General features: G+C 40.5%; 25 protein-coding genes. 19 read left to right on the top strand and 6 right to left on the bottom strand.

From position 1 onward, the window contains the following. Nucleotides 1–12 precede the first annotated feature (12 nt). The 6 genes from selA (at nucleotide 13) to P3L56_RS20830 (ending at nucleotide 8,347) form a co-directional block, all read left to right on the top strand. Entirely contained in the window at nucleotides 13–1,404 is a 1,392-nt protein-coding gene (gene selA / locus P3L56_RS20855) for an L-seryl-tRNA(Sec) selenium transferase (RefSeq protein ID WP_198861029.1), read from the top strand. After that, on the top strand, nucleotides 1,401–3,269 hold the full coding sequence (gene selB / locus P3L56_RS20850; protein WP_048605678.1) for a selenocysteine-specific translation elongation factor: 1,869 nt from the start codon (nucleotides 1,401–1,403) through the stop codon (nucleotides 3,267–3,269). Before selA ends, selB begins: the two co-directional genes overlap by 4 nt. Before the next feature lie 70 nt (nucleotides 3,270–3,339). After that, a complete protein-coding gene (locus tag P3L56_RS20845; RefSeq protein WP_048605680.1) occupies nucleotides 3,340–4,998 on the top strand; it encodes an LTA synthase family protein in 1,659 nt (552 codons plus the stop codon). A 239-nt stretch (nucleotides 4,999–5,237) separates the two neighbouring features. Further along, complete coding sequence (locus P3L56_RS20840; RefSeq protein WP_042846752.1) at nucleotides 5,238–6,239, top strand: NAD-dependent epimerase; 1,002 nt, start codon at nucleotides 5,238–5,240, stop codon at nucleotides 6,237–6,239. A 35-nt stretch (nucleotides 6,240–6,274) separates the two neighbouring features. Further along, entirely contained in the window at nucleotides 6,275–7,441 is a 1,167-nt protein-coding gene (locus tag P3L56_RS20835; RefSeq protein ID WP_048605682.1) for a nucleotide sugar dehydrogenase, read from the top strand. A 201-nt stretch (nucleotides 7,442–7,642) separates the two neighbouring features. Further along, on the top strand, nucleotides 7,643–8,347 hold the full coding sequence (locus tag P3L56_RS20830; protein WP_131680765.1) for a lipopolysaccharide core heptose(II) kinase RfaY: 705 nt from the start codon (nucleotides 7,643–7,645) through the stop codon (nucleotides 8,345–8,347). A 33-nt stretch (nucleotides 8,348–8,380) separates the two neighbouring features. Here the strand turns inward: P3L56_RS20830 and thiM are convergent, their stop codons facing one another. After that, nucleotides 8,381–9,157 (bottom strand): hydroxyethylthiazole kinase, encoded by a 777-nt coding sequence (gene thiM / locus P3L56_RS20825; protein WP_080972684.1) that lies wholly within the window; start codon nucleotides 9,155–9,157, stop codon nucleotides 8,381–8,383. Between the two features lie 73 nt (nucleotides 9,158–9,230). Further along, the gene (locus P3L56_RS20820) at nucleotides 9,231–10,436 is read right to left on the bottom strand and encodes an ROK family protein (RefSeq protein ID WP_048605685.1); all 1,206 of its coding nucleotides are present in this window, start codon (nucleotides 10,434–10,436) and stop codon (nucleotides 9,231–9,233) included. Between the two features lie 190 nt (nucleotides 10,437–10,626). Between P3L56_RS20820 and P3L56_RS20815 the strand changes: the two genes are divergently transcribed. The 3 genes from P3L56_RS20815 to P3L56_RS20805 all read left to right on the top strand — a co-directional run bounded on the left by P3L56_RS20815 (nucleotide 10,627) and on the right by P3L56_RS20805 (nucleotide 13,684). Further along, the gene (locus P3L56_RS20815; protein WP_048605686.1) at nucleotides 10,627–11,445 is read left to right on the top strand and encodes a purine-nucleoside phosphorylase; all 819 of its coding nucleotides are present in this window, start codon (nucleotides 10,627–10,629) and stop codon (nucleotides 11,443–11,445) included. A 68-nt stretch (nucleotides 11,446–11,513) separates the two neighbouring features. Next, the gene (locus P3L56_RS20810) at nucleotides 11,514–12,431 is read left to right on the top strand and encodes a DMT family transporter (RefSeq protein ID WP_042846827.1); all 918 of its coding nucleotides are present in this window, start codon (nucleotides 11,514–11,516) and stop codon (nucleotides 12,429–12,431) included. Next, nucleotides 12,428–13,684, top strand: coding sequence for a nucleoside permease (locus P3L56_RS20805; RefSeq protein WP_071548790.1), 1,257 nt, complete (start codon nucleotides 12,428–12,430; stop codon nucleotides 13,682–13,684). The genes P3L56_RS20810 and P3L56_RS20805 overlap by 4 nt, the downstream gene beginning before the upstream one ends. 115 nt (nucleotides 13,685–13,799) lie before the next feature. Here the strand turns inward: P3L56_RS20805 and P3L56_RS20800 are convergent, their stop codons facing one another. After that, complete coding sequence (locus tag P3L56_RS20800; protein WP_042846745.1) at nucleotides 13,800–14,663, bottom strand: YicC/YloC family endoribonuclease; 864 nt, start codon at nucleotides 14,661–14,663, stop codon at nucleotides 13,800–13,802. Nucleotides 14,664–14,785: 122 nt separating this feature from the next. Between P3L56_RS20800 and rph the strand changes: the two genes are divergently transcribed. Continuing rightward, complete coding sequence (gene rph / locus P3L56_RS20795) at nucleotides 14,786–15,499, top strand: ribonuclease PH (protein ID WP_042846744.1); 714 nt, start codon at nucleotides 14,786–14,788, stop codon at nucleotides 15,497–15,499. Between the two features lie 142 nt (nucleotides 15,500–15,641). Continuing rightward, entirely contained in the window at nucleotides 15,642–16,286 is a 645-nt protein-coding gene (pyrE, locus tag P3L56_RS20790) for an orotate phosphoribosyltransferase (protein ID WP_042846743.1), read from the top strand. A 50-nt stretch (nucleotides 16,287–16,336) separates the two neighbouring features. Here pyrE and slmA read toward each other — a convergent pair whose 3' ends face one another. From slmA to coaBC, 3 genes are all read right to left on the bottom strand, one after another. Continuing rightward, nucleotides 16,337–16,936, bottom strand: a complete 600-nt coding sequence (slmA, locus tag P3L56_RS20785) for a nucleoid occlusion factor SlmA (protein WP_042846742.1) — start codon at nucleotides 16,934–16,936, stop codon at nucleotides 16,337–16,339. A gap of 216 nt (nucleotides 16,937–17,152) precedes the next feature. Beyond that, complete coding sequence (gene dut / locus P3L56_RS20780) at nucleotides 17,153–17,608, bottom strand: dUTP diphosphatase (RefSeq protein ID WP_042846741.1); 456 nt, start codon at nucleotides 17,606–17,608, stop codon at nucleotides 17,153–17,155. Then, nucleotides 17,595–18,806 (bottom strand): bifunctional phosphopantothenoylcysteine decarboxylase/phosphopantothenate--cysteine ligase CoaBC, encoded by a 1,212-nt coding sequence (coaBC, locus tag P3L56_RS20775; RefSeq protein WP_048605688.1) that lies wholly within the window; start codon nucleotides 18,804–18,806, stop codon nucleotides 17,595–17,597. Before coaBC ends, dut begins: the two co-directional genes overlap by 14 nt. Before the next feature lie 188 nt (nucleotides 18,807–18,994). Between coaBC and radC the strand changes: the two genes are divergently transcribed. The 8 genes from radC (at nucleotide 18,995) to P3L56_RS20735 (ending at nucleotide 25,544) form a co-directional block, all read left to right on the top strand. Then, entirely contained in the window at nucleotides 18,995–19,660 is a 666-nt protein-coding gene (radC, locus tag P3L56_RS20770) for a RadC family protein (RefSeq protein WP_042846739.1), read from the top strand. Nucleotides 19,661–19,912: 252 nt separating this feature from the next. Next, complete coding sequence (rpmB, locus tag P3L56_RS20765; protein ID WP_042846738.1) at nucleotides 19,913–20,149, top strand: 50S ribosomal protein L28; 237 nt, start codon at nucleotides 19,913–19,915, stop codon at nucleotides 20,147–20,149. Between the two features lie 11 nt (nucleotides 20,150–20,160). Then, on the top strand, nucleotides 20,161–20,328 hold the full coding sequence (rpmG, locus tag P3L56_RS20760; RefSeq protein ID WP_004924244.1) for a 50S ribosomal protein L33: 168 nt from the start codon (nucleotides 20,161–20,163) through the stop codon (nucleotides 20,326–20,328). Nucleotides 20,329–20,531: 203 nt separating this feature from the next. Next, nucleotides 20,532–21,596, top strand: coding sequence for a lipopolysaccharide core heptosyltransferase RfaQ (gene rfaQ / locus P3L56_RS20755; protein ID WP_166685537.1), 1,065 nt, complete (start codon nucleotides 20,532–20,534; stop codon nucleotides 21,594–21,596). A 1-nt stretch (nucleotide 21,597) separates the two neighbouring features. Further along, nucleotides 21,598–22,722 (top strand): glycosyltransferase family 4 protein, encoded by a 1,125-nt coding sequence (locus tag P3L56_RS20750; protein WP_042846736.1) that lies wholly within the window; start codon nucleotides 21,598–21,600, stop codon nucleotides 22,720–22,722. After that, on the top strand, nucleotides 22,715–23,512 hold the full coding sequence (gene rfaP / locus P3L56_RS20745) for a lipopolysaccharide core heptose(I) kinase RfaP (RefSeq protein WP_272659746.1): 798 nt from the start codon (nucleotides 22,715–22,717) through the stop codon (nucleotides 23,510–23,512). Before P3L56_RS20750 ends, rfaP begins: the two co-directional genes overlap by 8 nt. 29 nt (nucleotides 23,513–23,541) lie before the next feature. Beyond that, nucleotides 23,542–24,555, top strand: a complete 1,014-nt coding sequence (waaO, locus tag P3L56_RS20740; protein WP_198861027.1) for a lipopolysaccharide 3-alpha-galactosyltransferase — start codon at nucleotides 23,542–23,544, stop codon at nucleotides 24,553–24,555. A gap of 11 nt (nucleotides 24,556–24,566) precedes the next feature. Beyond that, on the top strand, nucleotides 24,567–25,544 hold the full coding sequence (locus P3L56_RS20735; RefSeq protein WP_198861026.1) for a glycosyltransferase family 8 protein: 978 nt from the start codon (nucleotides 24,567–24,569) through the stop codon (nucleotides 25,542–25,544). The last annotated feature ends 34 nt before the right edge of the window (nucleotides 25,545–25,578 follow it).

The raw sequence follows: 25,578 nt of genomic DNA, 5'->3' as shown, positions 1-25,578 counted from the left end.
AGAATCGTAACTATGGCTGAATCAAATTCTGTTTTATATCGCCAACTTCCTGCAATCGATAAATTATTGCAGCTTGATGAAGTACAAGTATTGGTCGAGCAATCAGGATTGCATTGGGTAACAGCATGCTTACGTGAAATGCAAGAACAAGCCCGAACTTGTATTTCACAGTTTGGAAAATTACCTGCTTGGCACGATGACTGGCTAAAAGAACTATCCGTCCGCCACCAAACATTAGGGCAAAGTGCGTTAAAAAGCGTCTTTAATCTAACGGGGACGGTACTGCATACCAATTTAGGTCGAGCAGTAATGCCAACCTCGGCGATTAATGCAGTTAGCCAAGTGATGAATTCGCCAGTTACATTAGAATATTCTCTTGATGGCGCCATGCGTGGTCACAGAGACCGCGCGATTGCGGATTTACTCTGTGAATTAACAGGGGCAGAGGATGCATGCATTGTTAATAATAACGCAGCGGCAGTTTTGTTATTATTGGCAACAGTCGCGAATGGTCAGCAAGTCATTGTTTCTCGTGGTGAACTCGTCGAGATTGGCGGGGCTTTTCGCGTACCAGATGTGATGGCACAGGCCGGTTGCCAACTGGTTGAGGTGGGCACAACAAACCGTACTCACTTACGTGATTATGAAAATGCAATTAATGAGCAAACTGCATTGTTAATGAAGGTGCATACCAGTAACTATAGCATCGAAGGGTTTACTGCTGAGGTAGAGGGAGATGAATTAGCGGAACTGGGCAAAAAATACCAGTTACCGACGGCGATTGACTTAGGCAGTGGCTCCATGATTGATATGACAACCTTGGGGTTACCCGCTGAGCCAATGCCTCAAACCTATCTTGCTCAAGGTGTTGATTTAGTTTCTATTTCCGGTGATAAGCTTCTTGGTGGGCCACAAGCAGGGATTATCTTAGGGAAGAAAAAATGGATTGAGGCAATCCAAAAGCACCCGTTAAAACGCGCACTGCGCGTTGATAAAATGGTGTTAGCTGCGCTTGAAGCTACCCTAAAACTCTATTTAACCCCTGAAAAACTAGTTACTGAGTTACCGACCTTGCGATGGCTAACCCGTGAGCCAGAAGTGATCCAAAGGAGCGCGAAAAATATCTTAGTAGCACTGCAAGCTTTTTACGGTGACAAGTTTATTGTGGAAGTTGAGTCTTGCTTATCGCAAATAGGAAGCGGCTCGCTACCTATTGACCGGTTACCGAGTTTTGCGGTGACTTTTGCACCATTAGATGGAAAAGGCAGTACGCTGGAACAACTTGCCTCCCAATGGCGGCGGCTACCTCAACCCGTTATTGGTCGTATGAAAGAAGGCAAGCTGTGGCTTGACCTGCGTTGTCTTGATGATGAACATGCTTTATTACAGGTTTTACTTTCATGATTTTTGCGACAGCTGGCCATGTTGACCATGGTAAAACATCATTAATTCAATTGATTACAGGTATAAATACATCTCACCTTCCCGAAGAAAAAAAACGTGGGATGACGATTGACCTCGGTTATGCCTATTGGCCGCAACAGGATGGTAGTGCAATCGGCTTTATTGATGTGCCAGGGCATGAAAAATTCTTAGCGAACATGCTAGCTGGGGTTGGCGGCATTAACCATGCTCTACTGGTTGTGGCATGTGATGATGGTGTAATGGCTCAAACACTTGAGCATCTATCCATTTTAAGGCTCGCTGGCTGCCAAGATATTACGTTAATCCTTACCAAGGCTGACCGAGTTGACCATTCACGTATTGAACAAGTGATACAACAAGCTAAATCAGAGCTAGCACGGCAAGGTTGGCCTGACGCTAAATTATTTATCACCTCTAGCGAAGATGGGCGTGGTGTTGAATCACTACGTTTATATCTACAACAGTTACATCAACTCAATGGCGCTCATGAAAATTTGCAGCGCCGTTTTCGTTTAGCCATTGACCGAGTTTTCCATGTAAAAGGGGCTGGGATTGTGGTGACGGGAACTGCGTTAGCAGGGAAAATACAAGTCGGGGACTCACTATGGGTTACTGGTGCAGATAAACCGGTTAGAGTCAGAGGGGTCCATCGGCAAAATCAATCCTCAGACTGTGCGCAAGCGGGTGACCGTGTGGCATTGAACCTATCCGGTGATATCGCGAAAGAAGACATCACTCGAGGTGATTGGCTGTTGTCTCAGCAACCGGCCTTTATTGCAAACCGTGTGATTGTTGAGCTGGAATGTGACGCATTAATTAAGCATTGGCAACCTGTACATCTTTATCATGGAGCAAGTCACATTACCGGACGTGTATCTTTATTAGTGGAGCAAGGGGAAACCCCCATTCTTGCCGAGTTAATTTTAGATACTCCATTATGGTTAGTGGATAATGACCGGCTGATTATCCGTGATATAAGTGCTCGCCAGACATTAGGCGGGGCACGTGTGATCCGTTTAGTCTCCCCGCGTCGTGGCAAAAGGCTTCCCGAGTTTTTAGATTGGTTATCAAAGCTGTGTAAAGAGCACGATGAGCTTGCGCATTTTAAGTTACAACTTCCTCAGGGGGAGCTTAATTTACAGGAATACAGCTGGGCGCGGCAATTAACCCATGAAGCGGTAGAAAGCTTATTGGTGCAAACAGATGCAGAGCGTGTCGGTAACAATGTACTGTCAGCATTTAAAGCCCAAGTGGCTAAAGAGCGTTTAGTACAGACCCTTGAGAAATTTAACCAAGTCCATAGTGACCAAATCGGGGTTGGGAAAGCCCGATTAAAACGCATGGCGCTCCCTTCTATGAGTGAAGCGCTAGTGTTTAAGCTGATTAATGACCTTATTGATGAAAAGGTCATTAAGCAAACGCGCGGTTGGTTACATATGCCTCAGCATGGGTTGGTTTTCGACGCTGAGCAACAATTAATTTGGCAGCAGATTTACCCGTTATTTTCTCGTAATGAGGCTTGGTGGGTACGTGATCTCGCATTAGAAAGTGGCTATGAAGAAGAGACAATGCGGCGCGTACTTAAAAAAGCCGCACAAATGGGGTTAGTTATCGCGATTGTGCGTGACCGTTATTACAGCAATGAGCAAATTAGCTATTTTGCTGCGAAGATCCATCGTTATTGCTTAGAAAATGAAGTGATTTTTGCGGCGGATTTTCGTAATCAATTGGGCATTGGTCGAAAACTTGCGATTCAAATTCTTGAGTTTTTTGATAAAAGCGGTTTTACTCGTCGTAAAGGCGATGGGCACTATTTGCGTGATAAAGGGATTTTCGTTGAATAAACTGAGTGTTTTATTCCGTTATAGTAGTGCTTCATAGCAAACCTTCAATATTAACCTTGTGGTAAAACCGATGAAGAAAAAGTTATTTGCAGGCTTTTATCTGGCATTAATTTTTATTGGCTCACTTTTTTTAGTGTTTGAAAAAGGGAGTGTGATTTATCCTGCGCTGATTTCAATCAGTGTATATGCTGCCTTATTTGGTGTTTTAATGGTGCTTACAGCTCGCTGGTTATTTTCAGTGGTTATTACCAGTACCTTGTTTATTATCATTAAATTTTTAAACCAGTTAAAAGTTCATTACTACAAAGAACAACTTTTCTTCACCGATATTAACATCATGACCGATACCTCCAATATGGGCACCTTGGGCCATTATTGGTTAGCGGGTGTTGCCTTGGTCGCCTTGGTTATTTTGCTAGTGGTTAATGGTGTTATCAGTTGGCGCCTAGTGTCATCATCTAAATCATTAACTTCACGTATTGTTGGGCTGATCTTAGTTGTTGCGGGTTATTTTGGGGCGAGTTTTACAAGCGACCATTATTATGATCGGTGGTCTCAAACTTTACCTAAGGGCCGTGGGACAGTCACAAATATTATCATGTCTGCAAAAAACTCGAGTTATCAATCACCACAATTTGCAGGTTCTGCGGATTATTTCATCGAGAAAGCGGCAACGGTAACGTTAGAAAATACAACGCCTTCAGAAAAGCCAGATATTGTTTTATTACTTCAAGAATCAACGGTTAACCCAAATATTTATGATTTACCTGCTGGGACAAAACTTCCTGAATTATTCATGTTCCAGCAAGATGAGGGTGTTGCTGCATCTAGCCAAATGCGGGTTCAGACTTTTGGCGGTGGTACTTGGTTATCAGAGTTCTCAGCGCTCACAGGTTTAAATAGTGATGATTTTGGTGCACAAAAAAGCGGTGTTTTTTATTTTATTGTCGATAACTTAAAAAATAGTCTATTCAAAGAAATGAAAGCCAATGGCTATTACACAGTTGTCTTAACACCGTTTAATAAAGGGGCTTACCATTCAGGCCATGCTTATGAAACCCTCGGTGTCGATAGAATTATCCAGCCACAAGAACTCGGTTATCCAGGTAAATTACAAGATAATCTATGGACAATCAGCACGGAAGATATGCTGAAATATGTCAAAGAAATTTTAGCAAAAGAAACGGACAAACCTGTTTTTATTTTCTCTTTAACAATGTATGAGCATGGGCCTTATAAAGAGAGCCACAGTGATGATTACGGGATAAAAGACAAAATTAAACAGGCAGATGCTGCCGGTGAATTTAGCCACTATATGGAGAAAATTATTGCCTCAGATGCATCAATCCGTGACTTTGCTAGCTTTATTGAAAAGCGAGACCGCCCACTAATGTTCTTGTATTTTGGTGATCACCAGCCGGGTATTAGTTTAAATCAATATAATTCCCCTCTGTCGTCACCAGCTTACCTGACTCAATTTACGTTACGTGATAATTTGAAATCAGGGACACACATTGAAATAGGCCCATTAACCGATATTTCCTTCTTAGGGGGTATCCTATTGGAGCGCGCAAATTTAAAGGTTTCGCCATTCTATGAGGCTAATATTAAGATGCGCCATCTTTGTGAGGGTAAATTGAATGATTGCGAAGACCAGAAGCTACTAGATAGCTATCGTAATTATATTTACCGCACTTTAAAATCCGCAGATAAAGTAGATAACAACTAAATATCAGTAAGTTGTGGCAGGTATCTAACCATACCTGCTACTGATTTTATCTTTATATCGTCTACCTTTCTTCCTATCTAACCTTAACGTTTCTTTAAAAGGAAAATTTTTTATTTATTATTCGGTTAGCGATAAAACCATTTTTGACTTTTTGTGTCTTATATTCAGGTCAGTTTATTTAAATGACCAAAATGCTCAATTAGAGCTTGGAAATGGTTTAATGCTAGAAGATGGTGAATATGAAATACTTGGTCACGGGAAGTGCAGGCTTTATTGGTTTTAGGCTATGTCAGCGTTTATTAGAAAGTGGGCATGAGGTCGTCGGTATTGATAACCTTAATGCTTACTATGATCAGGGCCTTAAACAATCCCGCTTACATTTATTAGAACAATTTCCGCTATTTCGTTTTCTTCACCTTGACCTAACCGATCGCGAAACCATCAGGGTATTGTGTACCCAAGAGCAATTCGATAGGGTTATTCACCTTGCGGCACAAGCGGGGGTTCGTTATTCGTTGGAAAACCCATTTGCTTATGCAGATAGCAATTTAACGGGTCACCTAGCTATTTTAGAAGGTTGCCGCCAAGCCAAAGTAAAACACCTTGTGTATGCTTCTTCTAGTTCCGTGTATGGCGTGACAGATAAGGCCCCATTTACTACCGATATGCCAACCGATCACCCAATCTCATTGTATGCAGCAACGAAGAAAGCCAATGAATTGATGGCGCACTCCTATTCACATCTATACCAGTTGCCTACAACAGGGCTGCGCTTCTTTACCGTTTATGGCCCTTGGGGCCGGCCAGATATGGCCTTATTTAAATTTACTAAAGCTATTTTGGCGGGGGAGCCCATTGATGTCTATAATAACGGCAATCTCAGCCGTGATTTCACTTTTGTTGATGATATTGTCGAAGGTGTGATCCGTATTTCGGATATAATTCCACAAGCAGACCCGCACAATAACGGTGCCTCACCGGCAGAAAGTAGTGCGCCATACCGTATTTATAATATTGGTAATGGGCAGCCCGTTAAATTGATTGAGTTTATTTCAGCGTTGGAAAAAGCGCTCGGTAAAGAGGCCATTAAAAACTTCTTACCTATGCAAGCAGGGGACGTCTACACAACTTGGGCAGACACTGAAGACCTATTTAATGTGACAGGTTATCGTCCACAAGTGTCTATTGAGCAGGGTGTTCAGGCCTTTGTTGATTGGTATCGTTCTTATTACCATCAATAAAATAATACATCCGTAGCAGAAATTGAGAGGCAAGTTTGAAAATAGCAATCGCAGGGACCGGCTACGTCGGCCTATCTAACGCCATGTTACTGTCACAAAATCACGAAGTGGTTGCAGTCGATATCATCCCTGAAAAAGTGGCAATGCTAAACAATCATCAATCACCGATTGTTGACGCTGAAATTGAGCAATTCTTAACGGAGAAAACGCTCAATTTCCGTGCCACAGAAGATAAAAACGAAGCCTATACGGGCGCGCAGTATGTGATAGTGGCGACGCCAACAGACTACGACCCAAAAACCAATTACTTCAATACTCAATCGGTTGAATCTGTTATTCATGACGTGAATAACATTAACCCCGCAGCGACGATTATTGTGAAATCCACCATTCCTGTGGGCTTTACTGAGCGTTTACGTGAAGAGTTTGGTTATACCAACGTGATTTTCTCCCCTGAATTTTTACGTGAAGGCCGTGCTCTGTGGGATAACTTACATCCTTCCCGCATTGTGGTCGGGGAGCGTTCTGAGCGTGCAAAGGTTTTTGCTGATTTACTGCTAGAAGGTGCCATCAAAAAAGACGTTCCGGTGTTATTTACTGATGGAACCGAAGCCGAAGCCATTAAACTGTTTGCCAATACCTATTTGGCGATGCGAGTGGCGTACTTTAATGAACTCGACACTTATGCAGAAAGCCGTGGTTTAAATGCCCGCCAAATCATTGAAGGTGTCTCTTTAGACCCACGTATTGGTAGCCATTATAACAACCCATCATTCGGTTACGGCGGTTATTGTTTGCCGAAAGATACCAAACAACTACTGGCTAATTACGATGACGTGCCAAATAACTTGATTAACGCCATTGTCGAATCCAACCGTACCCGTAAAGACTTTATTTCTGATGCCATTATTGCTAAAGCACCACACAAAGTGGGGGTTTATCGCTTAGTGATGAAAGCGGGCTCTGATAACTTCCGTGCTTCAGCGGTACAAGGTGTGATGAAACGCATCAAAGCCAAGGGCATTGAAGTGGTGGTGTATGAACCTGTTTTAAATGAACCTGAGTTTTTCCGTTCAAAAGTGGTCAATGACTTAGCGGAATTTAAGGCTCAATGTGACATTATTTTAGCCAACCGCATGGTGCCTGAGTTGGAAGACGTAGCGAGTAAAGTCTATACCCGTGACTTGTTTGGTAACGATTAAGCTTATCAACCTGAAATAGATTGGTCATCGAATTGGCCAATCTATGCGTCAAGTCCCCGTATTGTCGCTAAAACCCTATCTATTTTGTGCTAAATGCCACAATTACTCATTTTATTCGCTGATTTTGCAAGAATCGCTAAGAAATGCCTTTTCCCCTTTGCTAGCATCAGCTGATCTACTTAAATAAACTGGCTTTTTGTCATGCAAAAAATAATAAAAAAACAAATGGATAGTTTTGCGACTTATCAAAAAGAGGGAACAATCGATTTTTGGCAGGTTATTAATGATTTTATTCAAGGGAAAATTGATGGCAAAAATTTAGGAAGTGGCAATATCGATAGAAGTGTTGCACGTATTAATATTGATGGTCGGAATTTTATTATTAAGTGTGAAAAAGAGCGTGATAAACGCCTTGAAAAGAGAATAATGCGCATTATCTCTGGGCCTTTTTATTCAACCTTATTAAAACGCTTAGTTGTCGCTCAAAATAAAGGCTGTACTGTCACAAATGATATTTACTTTGTGGCTGAAAAAATAAAATGCCGTGAATCAATCGAAACGTGGATTATTGCTGAGTATGTAGAAGGGACAGTACTCTCTGAGCTTGACGATATCACGCCTTACTATGAGGAGATGAAATCGGTCATTCATCAGTTACATCAATACGGGTTATCTTCTAATGATGTCCATACGGGGAATTTTGTTTTAACGGACAATGGATTGAAAGTCATTGATTTATCAGATTATGGTAATTTGTCTATTTGCAAAGCTAATGACTTAATTGCTTTACAACGTTTTTACGGTATCGAACCTGATCACAAAAACCTTATCTATCGATTTATTCGTTTCAGGGATAACTTTCGCCATTGGTCGAGAAAACTTAGAGGAAAGAAAACGCGGTTATAACTTAGCGACTTTATTTTCTTTATCAATAAGTGATTAATTTAGCTGGTAAATGGCATCTAAAAATTCAGGGATAAAACTGCCTGTACCGTGGCACCGTCGTGTCGCTGTTTCTCCTGCTTGTTTCATTAATGCGCATGCTGTTGCAACATGCTGTAAACGGTCGCCAGTTAAGGTACAAAATGCGCCAACAACAGCAGAAAGCGCACACCCAGTGCCAACCACTCGAGTCATTAATGGGTGACCCCCTATGACGGCAATCGTTCGCGCCCCATCGGTGATGTAGTCAACTTCGCCGCTAATTGCCACGATTGTAGCCGTTTTTCGCGCTAATAACTGAGCTGCCGGTAGAGCATCACTCGTGGTATTCAGGGAATCAACCCCCCTCCCACCAAGGCTTTCACCGGCTAATGCCATGATTTCGGATGCATTGCCACGAATAGCGGCGGGTTTTAGTGTGAGTAGCTCTTGACAAAATTGTGTCCGAAAACTCAGCGCCCCCACGGCAACAGGGTCTAACACCCACGGCTTATTGGCAGCATTAGCACTCTGTACCGCTAAACGCATAGCATGCTGCCGCGGTGCAGTTAGCGTGCCTACATTGATTAATAACCCACTGGCTATGGCAGCAAATTGCTCCGCTTCTTCGGGCTCAATGACCATGGCGGGGGAACAACCCAAGGCAAGAAGTACATTGGCTGTAAAGGTTTGAACGACATCATTGGTCATGCAGTGGACAAGGGGAGAGGCAGACTTAAGTTGCTGTAATATATTTGATTTTGTTACGTTGTCAATACTTTCAAATTCAGCCATGTGCCCCTCTCGCATAATAGAAACTGTAGAATAACTCATGCAGTTTACAGGTTATAATCATTAATGAAATAGCTTAATAATCAGAAAGATAGTTTTGTATCACCATCCCCCCAGCCCCTTGAGCGACAATTTCATAAGAGTCATTTGCTGGGTAAATACGTGTTTTAATATGCGGGAAAATAGACAGTTTGTCTTCAATGGATTTTTTAGTCACCGCAAAAAAGTGGTTTTTAGGTGTTAATGTGCCCCCGCATACAACGACATCCGCTTGCGTGATCAAAACGGCATTAGCAATCGCAATACCATAATAATAGGCAGCTTCTTCAAGTGCCTCAAGACACAATGCATCATTCAAGGTTAACGCTTTGAAAATAATATGGTAATTAATCTCAGATTCATGATTAACTAATTCATTGATAACTGAGGGCTTTCCTAAGCGAAGTTGTTTTATTATTCGGGTTTTAATCGCAGATAGTGAGCTATACTGCTTTAAACAGCCAAATGACCCACATTCACAGCGTTGGCCATTGATATCAATCGTGGTGTGACCAAATGCTTGGGCGGTACTGATAGGCGCAGGGGCGTAGTGATTATTAATTATGGTGCAGCTGCGGATGTCAGTATCACAAGTAGTGAATAAAAACCTTTGGCTATCAGAGGTATAGCGTAAGCGATATTCAGCAAAAGCCGCAAAGCTGATCCCACTCCCGAGTAATACAAAGCAAGGTACTTTGTCAGTAATATAACGATATAGCTCTTGTATCCGGGCGCTATATTGGTGATAAGGTAGTTTATCGCGCTCTAAAATATGGTCGATAGCAATCCCTATGCCAAGCAAGCTTTCAAGCTTGAGATGGTGTTCCTCAAGCAGGGTGTTAACCTTATTTAGCAGATGATCTAGCATGTTTTCTGCTGTTTCTAAGTGTTCATATTTCACTTTGACCATGCCTAAAATATCCAGCTTTAGGTTTTGTAAAACAATGGTCGAGTAGATATCACTCATTTCAATCCCAACTAAATAACCATCAGCAGGATTGATGCTATACAGAATGGGTTTACGCCCACCAGTTGATTCTCCGAGTTCTGAGGTCGAAATTAATTGGCATTTACTCAGCTCATCGAGCAGCCTTGCACAGGTGGCAGGCTTCATACTGGCCAATGATGCCAAGGTTTCAGCTCTAATTGGACCATGGTTAAGAATCAACCGATAGAGGACTTTGAGTTTTTGTGTTTTTGAATTTTTTGAGGTGCGAAATTCATTTAATAGTGTATGTAACAAGCGCCCCGCTCCTTTCTATTGCCAACTCTTGCGCTAGAGATTAGCAAATCTACGCATAAAATACTGTTTCGTCCGACACATCATACCGAAATACTTTTTCTTAAAATGAGATTAAGATCGCTGTTCTGTTTTTAAATTGCTTTATGATCGATTTTAACAATTTTTAGTCGATGTCAATTTGGAGACCGCCATGCATCATACAAAAGATATTTTAGAAAGCTTGAGTTTTATTCAGTCTCGCACAGATATGAAACCTACTGTTGGCATTATTTTAGGGTCAGGATTAGGGCCATTCGCCGACACATTAGAAAATGCGGTACATATTCCTTATAGTGAAATTCCCCATTTTGCGAAATCAGAGGCGGTTGGTCATGCCAACGAGTTAGTCATAGGGACTATCGCAGGCAAAAATGTTGTTGCTATGAAAGGGCGTTTTCATTATTACGAAGGCTTTTCCCTTGATCAAGTCACTTTCCCTGTGCGTTTAATGAAAGCTCTGGGTGTCGAAAAACTGATTATTACTAATGCTTGCGGTGCAGTGAATACTGAGTTTAACCCAGGCGATCTGATGATTATCACAGACCATATTAATTTGACGGCGAACAACCCATTAATTGGGCCAAATAACCCTGAATTAGGTGTGCGCTTCTTGGATGTTAGCGAAGTCTATAACAAAGAGTTACGTCAAACGATTAAAGATGTTGCCACAGAGCAAGGGGTCAGTGTGCGTGAGGGCGTATATGCATGGTGGACAGGGCCAACTTATGAAACACCTGCCGAAATTCGCATGATCAGAACGTTAGGCGCTGACGCCGTTGGGATGTCTACTGTACCTGAAGCCTTGGTTGCTCACCATTCACAAATTAAAACAGTCGGGATTTCCTGCTTAACCAATATGGCGTGCGGTATTTTAGAACAACCTCTCAGCCATGACGAAGTGATTGAAACGGCAGAAAAAGTCAAAGCAACTTTCTTGAAGTTAGTGACAGGTGTGATTGAACGCTTCTAATTTTTTAAGCTTCTTTTTCTCAAAATAATATAAAGAATGTTGTAAGTATAGGCAGGATGAATATTGAAATGAAACTCAAAGGTTTAATTCTAGTTTCTTTAGGCGCTTGTAGTTATGGCATTCTTTCGACGTTAGTCATTCTAGCTTATCGTGCTGGGTATTCCCTTAATGATGTCATCGGTAGCCAAACGGTACTTGGTGCGATATTACTTTGGTTTTTTGTCGTCGTTGGCGCATGGGTAAAAAGAGTTCGTTTAGTCTGGCCAACGGGTCAGCAGGGGTTGTTGATGTTACTCACGGGGACAACAACAGGCTTAACGGGGCTATTGTATTATGCATCGCTACAGTATTTATCGCCTGCTCTTGGTGTTGTGTTATTTTTGCAATTTACCTGGATGGGGGTAGTAATTAATACGGTAGTGACGCGCCAAATACCGCCTTTCATGACGGTAATTTCTGTTGTCGTCATATTAATCGGAACAGTACTGGCGACAGGGTTACTGAATAGTGAAACGGTGGTGTTTCATTGGCTTGGTGTGTTATTAGGGCTATTAGCCGCATTATCAAATGCTATCCGCGTGTATGTTAGTGGGGCCTTAGCAATAAAAACTGACCCAATGATGCGTTCTGCAATTATGGTAACAGGCGGAGCTATTTTGACATCAATCGTTGTACCACCCACCTTTTTGCTAAGTGCTTCAACGTTTCAATCGTTATTTTTCTCTTATGGATTACCTCTCGCTTTTTTTGGTTCCTTTTTTGGTATGTGGATGTTTGCCAAGGGCACTCCACTTATTGGCACCAGCCTAGCGACCATTGTTAGCTCAATGCAACTTCCCGTTACTATTTTATTGTCTGTAACGGTATTGCATTTACCTCTTGAATTCATTCAGTTTGTTGGTGTTGTCGTCATTCTTATGGGTGTCGCCATTGCTGAGTTGAAAATAAAAACGAATAAATGTAACTCCAAACGGAGCTTCGTATGAATATTAAATCCCGCTTAAAAATCATGCTTTTTCTACAATATTTTGTCTGGGGAAGTTGGTTGATTACACTCGGCTCTTACATGATGAAAACATTGAGTTTCTCAGGTGCAGAAGTCGGTATGGTTTATAGTTCGAAAGGTGTAGCCGCTATTTTAATGCCCGGTATTATCGGGATAATTGCAGATAAATATATTCCAGCAAATCGGCTATATATGATTTGTCATTTGATTGGCGCTGCGGCTTTATTTTATGCAGCTACAGTAACCAACTCGACAGTGATGTTTTGGGTGATGCTGATTAATGCGATGGCTTTCATGCCAACCATTGCGCTTTCGAACAGTATTAGCTACTCATCATTAAGCCAATATCAGTTAGACTCGGTCAGTAATTTCCCGCCTATTCGTGTATTTGGTACCATTGGTTTTATTGTGGCGATGTGGAGTATTAGCTTATTGAAATTTGAGCTAAGTAGTATGCAACTTTATATTGCAGGTGGTTGTTCACTACTTTTAGCGCTTTATTCACTAACCTTGCCAAAAATTGATGTCAATAAAAAAGCCATTTCAAGTAGCTGGATCAGTAAGCTAGGTTTAGATGCGCTCGTTTTATTTAAAAAACCGATTATGGCGGTGTTTTTCTTATTCGCTATGTTACTTGGTGCTGTTTTACAAATCACCAATACGTTTGGTAACCCATTCTTGCATGATTTCGGCCTGAACCCGCTATACCAAGATAGCTTAGTTGTTCAGTACCCATCGATATTATTGTCGATTTCTCAGATGGCTGAAGTGGGTTTTATCTTAGCAATTCCCTTCTTCTTAAAACGCTATGGCATTAAAACAGTCATGTTATTGAGTATGTTTGCTTGGACATTAAGGTTTGGTTTCTTTGCGTTTGGTGACCCATCTGCGATTGGCTTAATGTTCTTAATCATGTCAATGATTGTTTATGGCTGTGCGTTTGATTTCTTCAATATTTCAGGGTCTATCTTTATCGAAAGAGAAGTCGACACAAGAATGCGGGCAAGTGCTCAAGGTTTATTTATGACGATGGTGAATGGCGTTGGTGCGTATTTTGGCGCTATTTTAAGTGGGTTAGTTGTCGATTATTATACGGTAGATGGGGTTAAAGATTGGCAAATGATTTGGTTGGTCTTTGCATCTTATACCGTAGTATTAGCAATAATATTCCAATTTACGTTCCATTATCATCACGATAAAAACACTGGCTTGAAAGAAGCCAAAGCCAATTAGTCAAAAGTGGCGTAAACCCCGTTCAATACGAGCGGGGATACCCGGATAAGCTGTTAAAAATTAAGCCAATCAATACAAGTACCAATTGGCTTAATTTTTTAGTTATTGAAGAGGGTTATTCAATATTCTGAATTTGTTCTCTCATTTGCTCAATCAATACTTTTAGCTCGACGGCAGAGTTAGTGACTTCGCTATTGATTGACTTCGACGCTAATGTATTTGATTCACGGTTAAATTCTTGCATCATAAAATCAAGGCGACGACCTGTTGCCTCTTTTTTCTTCAGAATATTACGTGTTTCTTTAACATGTGCTTCTAGGCGATCTAATTCTTCAGAAACATCAATACGCTGGGCTAACAAAATAAGCTCTTGCTCTAAACGGTTGTTATCCACTTGGATTTCTGCTTCTTCAAGCTTGCTGTGCAAGCGGTCACGTTGCCATTGTAAAATTTCAGGCATATGTTGGCGGACTTTAGCTACTTCAACTAGTACACCATCGAGGCGTTGTTCGATTAATGCATGCAGTGACGCGCCTTCAGCTTCACGGCTTTGAATGAAAGCATCAATGGTTTCATCTAAGCCTGCCATTAATTGTTCGCTAATGGCGTCTAAATCTTGCTCACCTGCTGACATCACCCCAGGCCAACGTAAAATTTCCAATGGGTTAATTTCACCTTCATGGCTATAATTTTTTACCCAATTAGCGGCACTAATTAATTGGCGAGCAAGCCCCTCATTAAGAATTAATTCACCACGATTTGCCCCATCTAGCTCAAAACGCAGGTTACATTCTACTTTTCCTCGAGTTAGTCGAGAACGTAAACGCTCACGTATAACCGGTTCAAGGCTTCTAAATTGCTCAGGTAAGCGAATATAGGTTTCTAAATAGCGTTGGTTTACGGAACGCAGCTCCCAGGCCGCACTCCCCCATTCACCCTTGATATCACGGCGGGCAAAAGCGGTCATACTTCGGATCATAATTCGTTCCTATCATCATCAAATTAGGGGGATTATAACGCTATGAGGGATGACAGGATAGGCATTATCGCTTTAAGGACGTATAATGCGTCCCAATTTGAGTTGATAATGGAGATAACACCATGCGCCCAGCAGATAGACAAGCAGACCAAATGCGCCCGATTAATATCACGCGCAACTATACCAAGCATGCAGAAGGCTCTGTTCTTATTGAGTTTGGCGACACTAAGGTGTTATGTAATGCAACTGTTGAAGAAGGCGTTCCACGCTTTTTAAAAGGGCAGGGGCAAGGCTGGGTAACCGCTGAATATGGCATGTTACCGCGAGCCACTAATTCACGTAATCAACGAGAAGCGGCGAGAGGAAAACAAACAGGCCGCACGATGGAAATTCAGCGGTTAATTGCCCGCTCTTTACGAGCTGCGGTTGACTTGAAAAAATTAGGCGAATACACCATAACGCTAGATTGTGATGTGATCCAAGCCGATGGGGGTACTCGTACCGCTGCGATTTCAGGCGCTTGCGTTGCTTTAGTTGATGCTCTGAACAAAATGGTAGAGCAAGGTAAGCTAGCTAAGAGCCCATTAAAATCGATGGTTGCAGCAGTTTCTGTTGGAATTGTTAATCAAGAAGCACTGTGTGATCTTGAATATGTTGAAGACTCCGCCGCAGAAACCGATATGAATGTTGTTATGATGGATGACGGCCGTATGATTGAAGTACAAGGCACCGCAGAAGGTGAACCGTTCAGCCATGAGGAGTTACTCGCGTTATTAGCACTTGCTAAAACGGGCTTAGAAACGATTTTTGAAGCTCAGCGAGAAGCGCTGAAATAAGTTAATGATTCGTTAGGCGGCTAAATAGTCGCCTTTTTTATGCTTAGAGATCGACCCTTGTTTTTAAGTACGGTACTTATAACAAATAGTCTCTAATTCGTTTTGTCAGATATTAAACAGTAATCCATGAGGAGAATGACCAATGAAAGCCTATCAGCGCGATTTTATTGAACTTGCCATGAAAAAACAGGTGCTTAAATTTGGTGAGTTTACGCTGAAATCAGGTCGCAAAAGCCCTTATTTTTTTAATGCAGGGCTATTTAATACGGGACGTGATTTGGCACTTGTCGGTCGTTTTTATGCGCAAGCGCTACAAGATAGCGCAATAGAATGTGATGTCATTTTTGGGCCAGCGTATAAAGGTATCCCAATCGCAACGACAACCGCAGTCGCACTAGCAGAACACCATGATATTGATATGCCATATTGCTTTAATCGTAAAGAAGCAAAAGATCATGGCGAAGGGGGCATACTCGTGGGGAGCCCATTACAGGGAAAAGTCGTGGTCGTTGATGATGTGATTACCGCAGGGACCGCTATCCGTGAGTCTATGGAAATTATTAAACAGCATAAAGCGACGTTGAATGGTGTTTTACTGTCCCTTGACCGTCAAGAAAAAGGCAAAAGTGAAATTTCAGCGGTACAGGAAGTTGAACGCGATTATCACTGCAAGGTTTATTCAATCATTACGATGAGTGATTTAATTACCTATCTTTCTGAAAAAGAGGGGATGCAGGAACATTTAGTGGCAATGAAGGCTTACCGAGAACAATACGGAATTGAATAAAAAAATCCCCGCGCCCAATAACGGGCGGGGTGAGTAGTATAAATAATCGGTTATTGTAACTGAGCTAGAATTAAAGGCCAGCGTGCTTCGAACTCCACCGTTGGCCGATAACGAAATTCAGAGCGTACAAAACGTGAGAGCATACCTTCACAAAAGGCTAATAGTTGAGAGGCAAGTAATGACTCATCATGGATAAACCCATGGCCATCACGTATTTTTTTCTCTTTCAACACCTGCCGTAATTGCGATTCAATACGTTCAAACAATTGGTTAATACGGTCTTGTAGCCTATCTTGCTCAAACATTAACGCATGACCAGTCATTATACGCGTTAGCCCTGGGTTTTTCTCTGAAAAGCCTAGAACTAGCGCTAATATTAACTTGATTCTGATAATAGTATCTTTTTCATCATTTAAAATCAGATTGATGCGCGAAACCAGTGAGTCTTCTATAAACCCAATGAGGCTATCGAACATTTTCATTTTACTTGGAAAATGACGATATAGCGCAGCTTCTGACACACCAACGGTGGCCGCAAGTTTTGCCGTTGTAATACGCTGGCTACCATCACTACTTTCTAACATTAACGCAAGAGCTTGTAAGATCTCATCACGCCTGTTACGTTTTTTTGTTGTCGCTTTTTCTGCCATGTCTAATAAGACCCCTGCTAAAACAGCAAAACAAACTATCCAAAATTTTGCTTTTAGTAAAGAGACTTACGCAGCAAAATAGGTTTTAAAAATGTAGAGTTTATAAGCAATTTTGAGCTTTCCCCTGTTGTTGATTATATGACTGATTGTTTTTATTGATAAATATAGAACCTAGTGCCGGTTCTATATAGCATATTAAACATCAGGGGGTTTTATTTATTGACGGCCAGAATGACCAAAGCCACCTGCACCGCGCTCAGTTGCATCAAAATCATCAACAATATTAAATTCAGCTTGAACAACGGGAACAAACACCATTTGTGCCATACGCTCACCAGGTTCAACTGTAAAAGATTTATCGCTACGGTTCCATACAGAGACCATAAGCTGCCCTTGGTAATCGGAGTCAATCAACCCAACTAGATTACCAAGTACCACCCCGTGTTTATGGCCTAAGCCTGAACGAGGTAAAATCACAGCAGCAAGGTTTTCATCTGCTATATGAATAGCTAAACCTGTTGGAATCAATTCTGTTTGACCCGGTGCTAAGTCGATCGGTGCGTCAAGGCATGCACGTAAATCTAAACCGGCAGAGCCTGTAGTTGCATAGGTCGGCAGAGGAAATTCAGTACCGATACGGCTATCAAGAATTTTTAGGTCAATTTTTTTCATAACGTTGAAGTATCTCGTCAAGTAAGTAGTGGCTTAATTCAGTTTTACTGCAATGAGGCAAACGAGTATCACCATTGCTATCAAAAAGGTGTAATGCATTGTTATCGCTATTAAACCCGTTATCCGCAAGGGATACATCATTGGCACAAATTAAATCTAATTGTTTTTGTTGCCGTTTTTGGCGTGCATATTCTTCCACATTTTGGGTTTCTGCTGCAAACCCAACAACATAGGGCCTGTTTTGTTTCAGGTTACCCACACTCGCTACGATATCTGGGTTTTTGACCAGTGTAATCATAACTTCATCGCCTTGTTTTTTTATTTTATTTTCGGCGATCGTTTTGGCGCGATAATCTGCAACGGCAGCACACCCAATAAAAATATTTTGTTCAGCAATGGTTTGATGCACTTTATCATACATATCTAAACCACTAATGACGTCGATTCGATTAACCCCTGTTGGAGTTTCAAGGTTTACAGGGCCTGCAATTAATGTCACTTCGGCACCACGTTGACTAGCTGCTTGTGCAATAGCAAACCCCATTTTCCCTGAACTGTGATTACTGATAAAACGAACAGGGTCCAATGCTTCACGTGTTGGGCCCGCGGTAATCATCAATTTAATGCCTTGTAAGTCAAGCTTAGGGTTGAAATGTTCAGCTGCGAGACGAACGATTGCTAATGGGTCAAGCATACGGCCTGGGCCAATATCACCACAAGCTTGGTTACCGTCATCCGGCCCCCAAATCATACATTGGCGTTGTTGCAATCTGATTAAATTGTCTTGTGTGGCGCTCGCCCGATACATTTGTTGATTCATGGCTGGCACAACGGCAATAGGAGCTGAAGAGGCGAGACAGACCGTCGTTAGTAAGTCATTTGCCATTCCAGCACTAAGTTTAGCAATTAAATCCGCAGTTGCTGGTGCTAAAATAATTATATCAGCCCATTTAGCCAATTCAATGTGACCCATTGCGGCCTCTGCTGCTGGGTCTAACAGGTCATCAGAAACAGGATGCCCTGAAACAGCTTGCAAAGTTAAAGGGGTAATAAAGGCCTTTGCGCCCTGAGTCATGACGACTCGCACTACTGCACCTTGATCACGCAAGCGACGTGTCAGCTCAGGGATTTTATAGGCAGCGATGCCCCCGCTGATCCCAATAACTACCTGCTTACCTAATAGTGATAGCTGATTCATTATTTTTATCCGATTCGCTCAATGTGGAAGGCATATTACCACATCATCAGTTTAGGTGGCGCGCTCGATTTGACATCAGATTGTTATTTTTGCGAAGCGTTACTCAAACACGGATAGGCAGGCTTGTTAACGTTTTCTAAGCTATATAAAAAGGTTCGAAAAGGGTTTTGGGGCGAAGGAATAAAGGGATGAGAGAACATCAGGAGTTACCACCGAGGGAAAAACTACTTGCATACGGGGCCGCCTCATTATCGGATGCGGAACTATTAGCGATTTTCTTGCGAACAGGAAGCCAAGGGGAACCCGTTTTACAGTTAGCCAAACGTATGATCAAAGAATTTGGTTCCTTATATTTACTCATCCAAGCTGATTACGAAAAGTTGATGCAGTGTAAAGGTATGGGGAACTGTAAATTTACACAGTTACAAGCAATAAGTGAATTGGCTCGTCGTTTTTTTTCTGAGCAATTTTTACATGAAGATGTAATGAGCGGGCCTGAATTATTGAAGTCAAAGTTGTTAGATTTGTTTGCGGGCCGGGAGCGTGAGGTTTTTATTGTTTTGTTTTTAAATAATCAAAATCAAATTATTTGCCATGAAGAAATGTTTAAAGGCACATTAAATAGAGTTGAGGTACATCCGAGGGAAATTATTCGCTTTGCTATTAAAATGAATGCTAGCGCAATTATACTGGCTCATAACCATCCTTCGGGTAATCCTGAACCGAGTATGGCTGATAAACAAGTTACTGAACAAATTCAACAAGCTTGCTCTCTTATGGGCGTGAAATTACTTGACCATTTTGTAGTCGGGCACAAACAATGCGTCTCATTTGTAGAGCGGGGATGGCTATAAAATTATTTTTTTGCCTAAAAAATGACAACTTTCGTTGTGTTGGGCTTGAGTGAAATCGATTGAAAGCGTATACTACGCCACCTTTAAGGATCTTGGGTTTGGCGAGAAGGGCCTATCTCAGTAAATTTTTTACTCAGGTATAAACGGTTTTTTCAGTCAATGAAAGTTTGCTGAGATGGGCTCCTAAGCCTGACGAGGCGGCCATACCCAGAACAAAAAAGCTCGAGCTGATTAGATTTTTGGAGAATAGACATGTCACGAGTCTGCCAAGTTACTGGCAAGCGTCCAATGAGCGGTAACAACCGTTCACACGCATTAAACGCGACCAAACGTCGTTTTTTGCCAAACCTGCACTCTCACCGTTTCTGGGTTGAGTCTGAGAAACGTTTCGTAACACTGCGTGTATCTGCTAAAGGTATGCGTGTGATCGATAAAAAGGGAATTGATGCGGTTCTTGCTGAACTGCGTGCCCGTGGTGAGAAGTACTAAGGAGCTAAAAAATGGCTAAAGGTATTCGCGAGAAAATCAAGCTGGTCTCTTCTGAAGGTACAGGTCATTTCTATACCACTACGAAGAACAAGCGCACAATGCCAGAAAAACTGGAAATGAAAAAATTCGATCCAGTTGTTCGTAAGCATGTGATCTACAAAGAAGCAAAAATCAAGTAATTTTGCTATCTGCGTTAAAAACTCAGCTTCGGCTGAGTTTTTTTTTGCTTAAAAATTGGTTAGTTACGGATATGCGCATTCGAGGCTATGACCATTATTCTGAAAGTAGTAACATAGCTAGTAATTATTGAATTAATAATGATATTCGTTGTCAAATATCTATCGTCTTTTACACATAATATAGACCTGATTAAGAGTGCCTGGTGAAAAAACAGTTTAAAAAAATTCTTGTGATCAAGATGAGGTTTCATGGGGACATGCTGCTGACTACACCTGTTATCAGCTCATTAAAACACCAATATCCTGATGCAGAAATTGATGTTTTGCTTTATCAGGATACCATTCCCATCCTCTCTGAAAACTCTGAAATCAATGCCTTATATGGCATGGCGAGTAAAAATAGTTCTGGATTGAGTAAAGCCTGTAATTTTATCAAGCTAATGCTAAAGCTACGTAAAAATAAATACGATTTAGTTGTTAATTTAGCTGATCAGTGGTTGGTTAGCTTATTGGTTAGGGCTATCCCTGCTGAATTGAAAATCTCTCATCAATTTACTCATCGAGACTCTCAATATTGGCGTAACAGTTTTACTCATTTGACCCCACCTGAAGGGGAACATGTTGTTGTAAATAATTTATCCGTACTTAAGCCGTTAGAAATAAAAGAATTAAAAACGCATCTAACGATGTCATACTCGGCGCAAGATTGGAAAAATATTGACGAAAAGTTATTAAGCTTAGGCGTCCATAGTAGCTATGTGGTTATCCAACCAACAGCCCGTCAACTTTTTAAGTGTTGGGATAATGAAAAGTTCTCAGCGGTCATTGATGCACTGCAGTCTCGTGGTTACCAAGTTGTTTTGACTTCAGGGCCGAGTAAAGAAGACCTTGAATGTATTAATCAGATTGCAGATGGCTGTAATACAAAACCTGTTACTGAGCTTGCGGGGAAAACAACGTTCCCTGAGTTAGGGGCTCTTATTGCTCATGCCGCTTTATTTATTGGTGTGGATTCTGCGCCAATGCATATTGCTGCAGCGGTAAACACACCTATCGTGTGCCTTTTTGGCGCGACAAATCATATTTTTTGGCGCCCTTGGAGTGATAATGTTGTTCAATTCTGGGCCGGTGACTATGAATCGATGCCACCCAGAGATGAGCTAGACCGCAATAAAAAGTATTTATCCATTATTCCAGCGTTAGATGTAATTAACGCAACAGAAAAAATGTTACCCATGAATATCCGCTCCATGATGAAAAGGTATTAATATGAATGTGGCATTCTGCTTATATAAATATTTCCCGTATGGTGGTCTACAGCGGGATTTTCTGCGTATTGCTACTGAATGCCAGTCACGTGGTCACCATGTTCGAGTGTATACCCAATCATGGGACGGTGATCAGCCTGATGGCTTTGAAATTATCATTGTACCGGTGACATCAAACACGAATCATGGCCGTAATACTCAATATTGCCATTGGGTTTTAGACCATTTGCAGCATCACCCAGTAGACCGTATTGTCGGTTTTAATAAAATGCCGGGCTTAGATATCTATTATGCTGCTGATGTGTGCTATGCCCAAAAAGTTGCGGAAGAAAAAGGTTTCTTTTATAAGCTAACCCCGCGTTATAAGCATTACGCAGCATTTGAAAAAGCTGTTTTTGCAGTGGGTAAGCCCACCCAATTATTGATGTTAACGCCACATCAAATTAGCCATTTTAAAACGCATTATGGGACAGAGAACCAACGTTTCCATATGCTTCCTCCAGGTATTGCTAAAAGTATAAAATACGACCAGCAAATACCGAATGCGAAACAGGTCTATCGCCAAAAAAATCAAATACCAGAATCTGCATTTTTATTGTTGCAAGTGGGTTCTGATTTTAGGCGTAAAGGTGTTGATAGAACATTAAAAGCGGTTGCTGCGCTCCCTGAAGATATTAAAAAAAATACGCTGCTGATGGTGGTTGGGCAAGATAAACCAGCAAAATACCAACGTTTAGCTGAAACACTTGGGATTGGGCAGCAAGTTTCTTTCTTTAGTGGTCGTAATGATATTGCCGAATTAATGGCAGCTGCCGATATATTAATGCATCCAGCTTATCAAGAAGCAGCAGGTATTGTGTTATTAGAAGCTATTACAGCAGGATTACCTATTATAGTGACGGAAGTATGTGGTTACGCTTCATTTATTGAGCAAGCCCAATGCGGTATGGTTATCAAAGAACCATTTGAGCAATCAGCTTTAAACTTAGCATTAGAAAATAGCCTAAAAAATTCTGTTCAGCTTGTACAATGGGCTCGAAATGCACAGTATTTTGCAGATACAGAAGATTTGTATAGCCTACCAGAAAAGGCTGCGGATATTATTTTAGGGTGCTCAAATGATTGAATTAAAAACGCCTTTCAGTGAATTATGGAAAAATAAAGATCCATTTTTTGAAAGCGATAAATTACATGGTGAAGTCTTCCGTGCATTAGAGTCGCGTAAAACATTACGTTTTGAAATTGAAGGGCGAAGCTATTTTATAAAGATCCACTATGGCACAACACTAAAAGAAGTTTTAAAAAATCTATTTTCTTTCCGTTTACCTGTTTTAGGGGCTGATAGAGAATGGAATGCTATCCATCAACTTACTAAAGTGGGCGTTGATACTATGAATGGGCGGGCATTCGGGCAAAAAGGGCTTAACCCTCTTCGCCGACATTCATTTATTATCACTGAAGATTTGACCCCGACGGTGAGTTTAGAGGATTATTGTGCAAATTGGCTAGATGAGCCTCCGGCATTTCGTACCAAGCAAATGATTATTCGTCGGGTTGCGGACATGGTACGTAAGATGCACGCGACAGGTATTAACCACCGAGATTGCTATATTTGCCATTTTTTACTTCATTTACCTTTTACGGGCAATGAAGACGATTTAAAAATATCCGTTATTGACTTACATCGTGCACAACTTAGAAATTCGGTTCCCATTCGTTGGCGCAATAAAGATTTAATTGGGTTATATTATTCTTCATTGAACATTGGGCTAACTCAGCGTGATATTTTTCGGTTTATGAAGGTATACTTTGAGTTGCCGCTAAGAACAATTTTGCAGCGGGAAAGGCACTTAATAGCCAAAGCTGAAAGTAAAGCAGAGCAAATTAAAGAACGTACAATAAGAAAGTCATTGTAAATGAAATTGAGATAAGAGAGATAAACTAAATGTTTTTCAATAAGGACAATGCGATAACAAAGCAAATTGATTTATCCTCAACTGGCGCGGTCGTTAGTGATGATAGCTTGCATATTTCATATGGGATTGACCGTAATTTTCTATATGGCTGTGGAATTTCAATTGCATCTTTATTAAAAACAAATAGAGATATTTCTTTTTCATTTCATATTTTTACTGATTATTTTGACGATGAGCAAAGCCGCCTTTTTCAACAACTAGCTGAACAGTATAAAACCAGTATTCAGGTTTATTTAGTTGATTGCGAACAACTAAAAACACTGCCAAGTACTAAAAATTGGTCATATGCTACGTATTTTAGATTTATTATTGCTGATTATTTTGCAAATCAGCTAGAAAGAATAATCTATATGGATGCGGATATTATGTGCCAGGGTTCATTGCAACCATTATTGAGTATTCAATTTACTGGTGATGAGATCGCAGCGGTGGTACCTGAAAGGGATATGGCTTGGTGGGAAAAAAGGGCAACAGCCTTAGGGGTACCTAGCATTACATCAGGGTATTTTAATGCTGGCTTTTTAGTCATTAATTTAGTTAATTGGGCTAAGTACAATATATCAGAGAAAGCAATGGAGTTACTTTCTCAAGAAGAAGTCAAAGCGAAAATATCGTATCTTGATCAAGATATCTTAAATATGCTACTGACGGGTAAAGTTATTTATTTAGATGGAAAATATAATACCCAATATAGTATAAACTACGAGCTTCAAAAGGGTAAAAAAGAGAACCCAATTACTTCAGAAACGGTATTAATTCATTATATTGGCCCAACTAAGCCTTGGCATGAATGGGCGAATTACTCAACAGCTCAGCCCTTTATTAATGCAAAAAATGCATCGCCATGGAAAGACATTCCGTTACTGAAGGCTAAAAGTAGTAATCATTTGCGTTACTGTGCGAAGCATAAAATAACGCAAAAAAAATATTTACAGTGGTTTATTGGATATATTCAATATTTTTTTAGTAAAATAAAAGGCTAACAGGTGCTAGAGTGGATTTAATAAAGGAAAAAATAGAATTTGGAAGTCAGGATTCTGAAGCAGAATTAAATATTGCTTATGGAGTAGATAATAATTTTCTATTTGGTTCAGGAATTTCAATGAACTCTATTATTATAAATAATAGAAATCTTAAATTGAAATTTCATTTATTTACAGATTTCATTGATGATGATTTTTTGTTAAAATTCAAATCGTTGGCATTAAATAATAATGTGAGTATTGATATATATATTTTAAACTCTGATGAATTAAAAAAATTACCAACATCACCTGTATGGTCGTATGCTACTTATTTTCGATTTTTTATCTTTGATTATTTATGCGATACTATTTCATCAATACTGTATTTGGATGCAGATGTATTTTGTAAAGGAAGTTTATCTCATTATACTAAGATAGTATTTAAAGATGAATTTTCAGCTGTAATACCTGATGTTCCTGCTATGCAGGAATCTTGTGAATCTCGCCTAGGAATAAAAAATATAAAAAATAAATATTTTAATGCCGGAGTAATTTTTCTTAATTTGAAAGAATGGGATAGTATTAATTTCACAAAAAAAGCATTTGAATTAATTACTCACAATCATACAGGCAAGCCATTAAAATATTTAGATCAAGATGCATTAAATATTTTATTTAAATGTAATAATATTTATCTTTCTAGAGATTATAACTGTATTTACACATTAAAAAATGAACTAGAAAAAATAAATTATAGAGATTATATTACAGATTCTACTAAGTTAATTCACTATACTGGCGCAACTAAACCTTGGCATTATTGGGCTGTCGATTACCCTGCAAGCCAAACATTTAAAATAGCTTTTGATAGTTCACCATGGAAAGCTCAATCACTAGTGTTGGCAATAAAGAAGCCTGAATATCAAGAAAGATATAAACATGAAATCCATCAAGGGAAAATTTTAAAGGGAATAGGTAGCTTAATTAAATATAGATTAATTAAGTGAAGATGAAGGTTAGCAAATTTATTTGCTAACCTTA

The sequence above is a fragment of the Providencia sp. PROV024 genome (assembly GCF_032709665.1).
Classification (GTDB): Bacteria; Pseudomonadota; Gammaproteobacteria; order Enterobacterales; family Enterobacteriaceae; genus Providencia; species Providencia huashanensis.
Note: the sequence above shows the minus strand (reverse complement) of the source record. Positions and strands in the feature narration are given on the sequence as shown.

Coding starts and splice junctions, on each gene's coding strand:
- P3L56_RS20815 (WP_048605686.1), top strand. CDS start 10,627: ATGCATCATACAAAAGATATTTTAGAAAGCTTGAGTTTTATTCAGTCT.
- dut (WP_042846741.1), bottom strand. CDS start 17,608: ATGAAAAAAATTGACCTAAAAATTCTTGATAGCCGTATCGGTACTGAA.
- rpmG (WP_004924244.1), top strand. CDS start 20,161: ATGGCTAAAGGTATTCGCGAGAAAATCAAGCTGGTCTCTTCTGAAGGT.
- slmA (WP_042846742.1), bottom strand. CDS start 16,936: ATGGCAGAAAAAGCGACAACAAAAAAACGTAACAGGCGTGATGAGATC.
- radC (WP_042846739.1), top strand. CDS start 18,995: ATGAGAGAACATCAGGAGTTACCACCGAGGGAAAAACTACTTGCATAC.
- P3L56_RS20810 (WP_042846827.1), top strand. CDS start 11,514: ATGAAACTCAAAGGTTTAATTCTAGTTTCTTTAGGCGCTTGTAGTTAT.
- P3L56_RS20750 (WP_042846736.1), top strand. CDS start 21,598: ATGAATGTGGCATTCTGCTTATATAAATATTTCCCGTATGGTGGTCTA.
- P3L56_RS20830 (WP_131680765.1), top strand. CDS start 7,643: ATGCAAAAAATAATAAAAAAACAAATGGATAGTTTTGCGACTTATCAA.
- selB (WP_048605678.1), top strand. CDS start 1,401: ATGATTTTTGCGACAGCTGGCCATGTTGACCATGGTAAAACATCATTA.
- P3L56_RS20805 (WP_071548790.1), top strand. CDS start 12,428: ATGAATATTAAATCCCGCTTAAAAATCATGCTTTTTCTACAATATTTT.
- rpmB (WP_042846738.1), top strand. CDS start 19,913: ATGTCACGAGTCTGCCAAGTTACTGGCAAGCGTCCAATGAGCGGTAAC.
- waaO (WP_198861027.1), top strand. CDS start 23,542: ATGTTTTTCAATAAGGACAATGCGATAACAAAGCAAATTGATTTATCC.
- rfaP (WP_272659746.1), top strand. CDS start 22,715: ATGATTGAATTAAAAACGCCTTTCAGTGAATTATGGAAAAATAAAGAT.
- P3L56_RS20800 (WP_042846745.1), bottom strand. CDS start 14,663: ATGATCCGAAGTATGACCGCTTTTGCCCGCCGTGATATCAAGGGTGAA.
- P3L56_RS20845 (WP_048605680.1), top strand. CDS start 3,340: ATGAAGAAAAAGTTATTTGCAGGCTTTTATCTGGCATTAATTTTTATT.
- thiM (WP_080972684.1), bottom strand. CDS start 9,157: ATGGCTGAATTTGAAAGTATTGACAACGTAACAAAATCAAATATATTA.
- P3L56_RS20840 (WP_042846752.1), top strand. CDS start 5,238: ATGAAATACTTGGTCACGGGAAGTGCAGGCTTTATTGGTTTTAGGCTA.
- pyrE (WP_042846743.1), top strand. CDS start 15,642: ATGAAAGCCTATCAGCGCGATTTTATTGAACTTGCCATGAAAAAACAG.
- coaBC (WP_048605688.1), bottom strand. CDS start 18,806: ATGAATCAGCTATCACTATTAGGTAAGCAGGTAGTTATTGGGATCAGC.
- selA (WP_198861029.1), top strand. CDS start 13: ATGGCTGAATCAAATTCTGTTTTATATCGCCAACTTCCTGCAATCGAT.
- rph (WP_042846744.1), top strand. CDS start 14,786: ATGCGCCCAGCAGATAGACAAGCAGACCAAATGCGCCCGATTAATATC.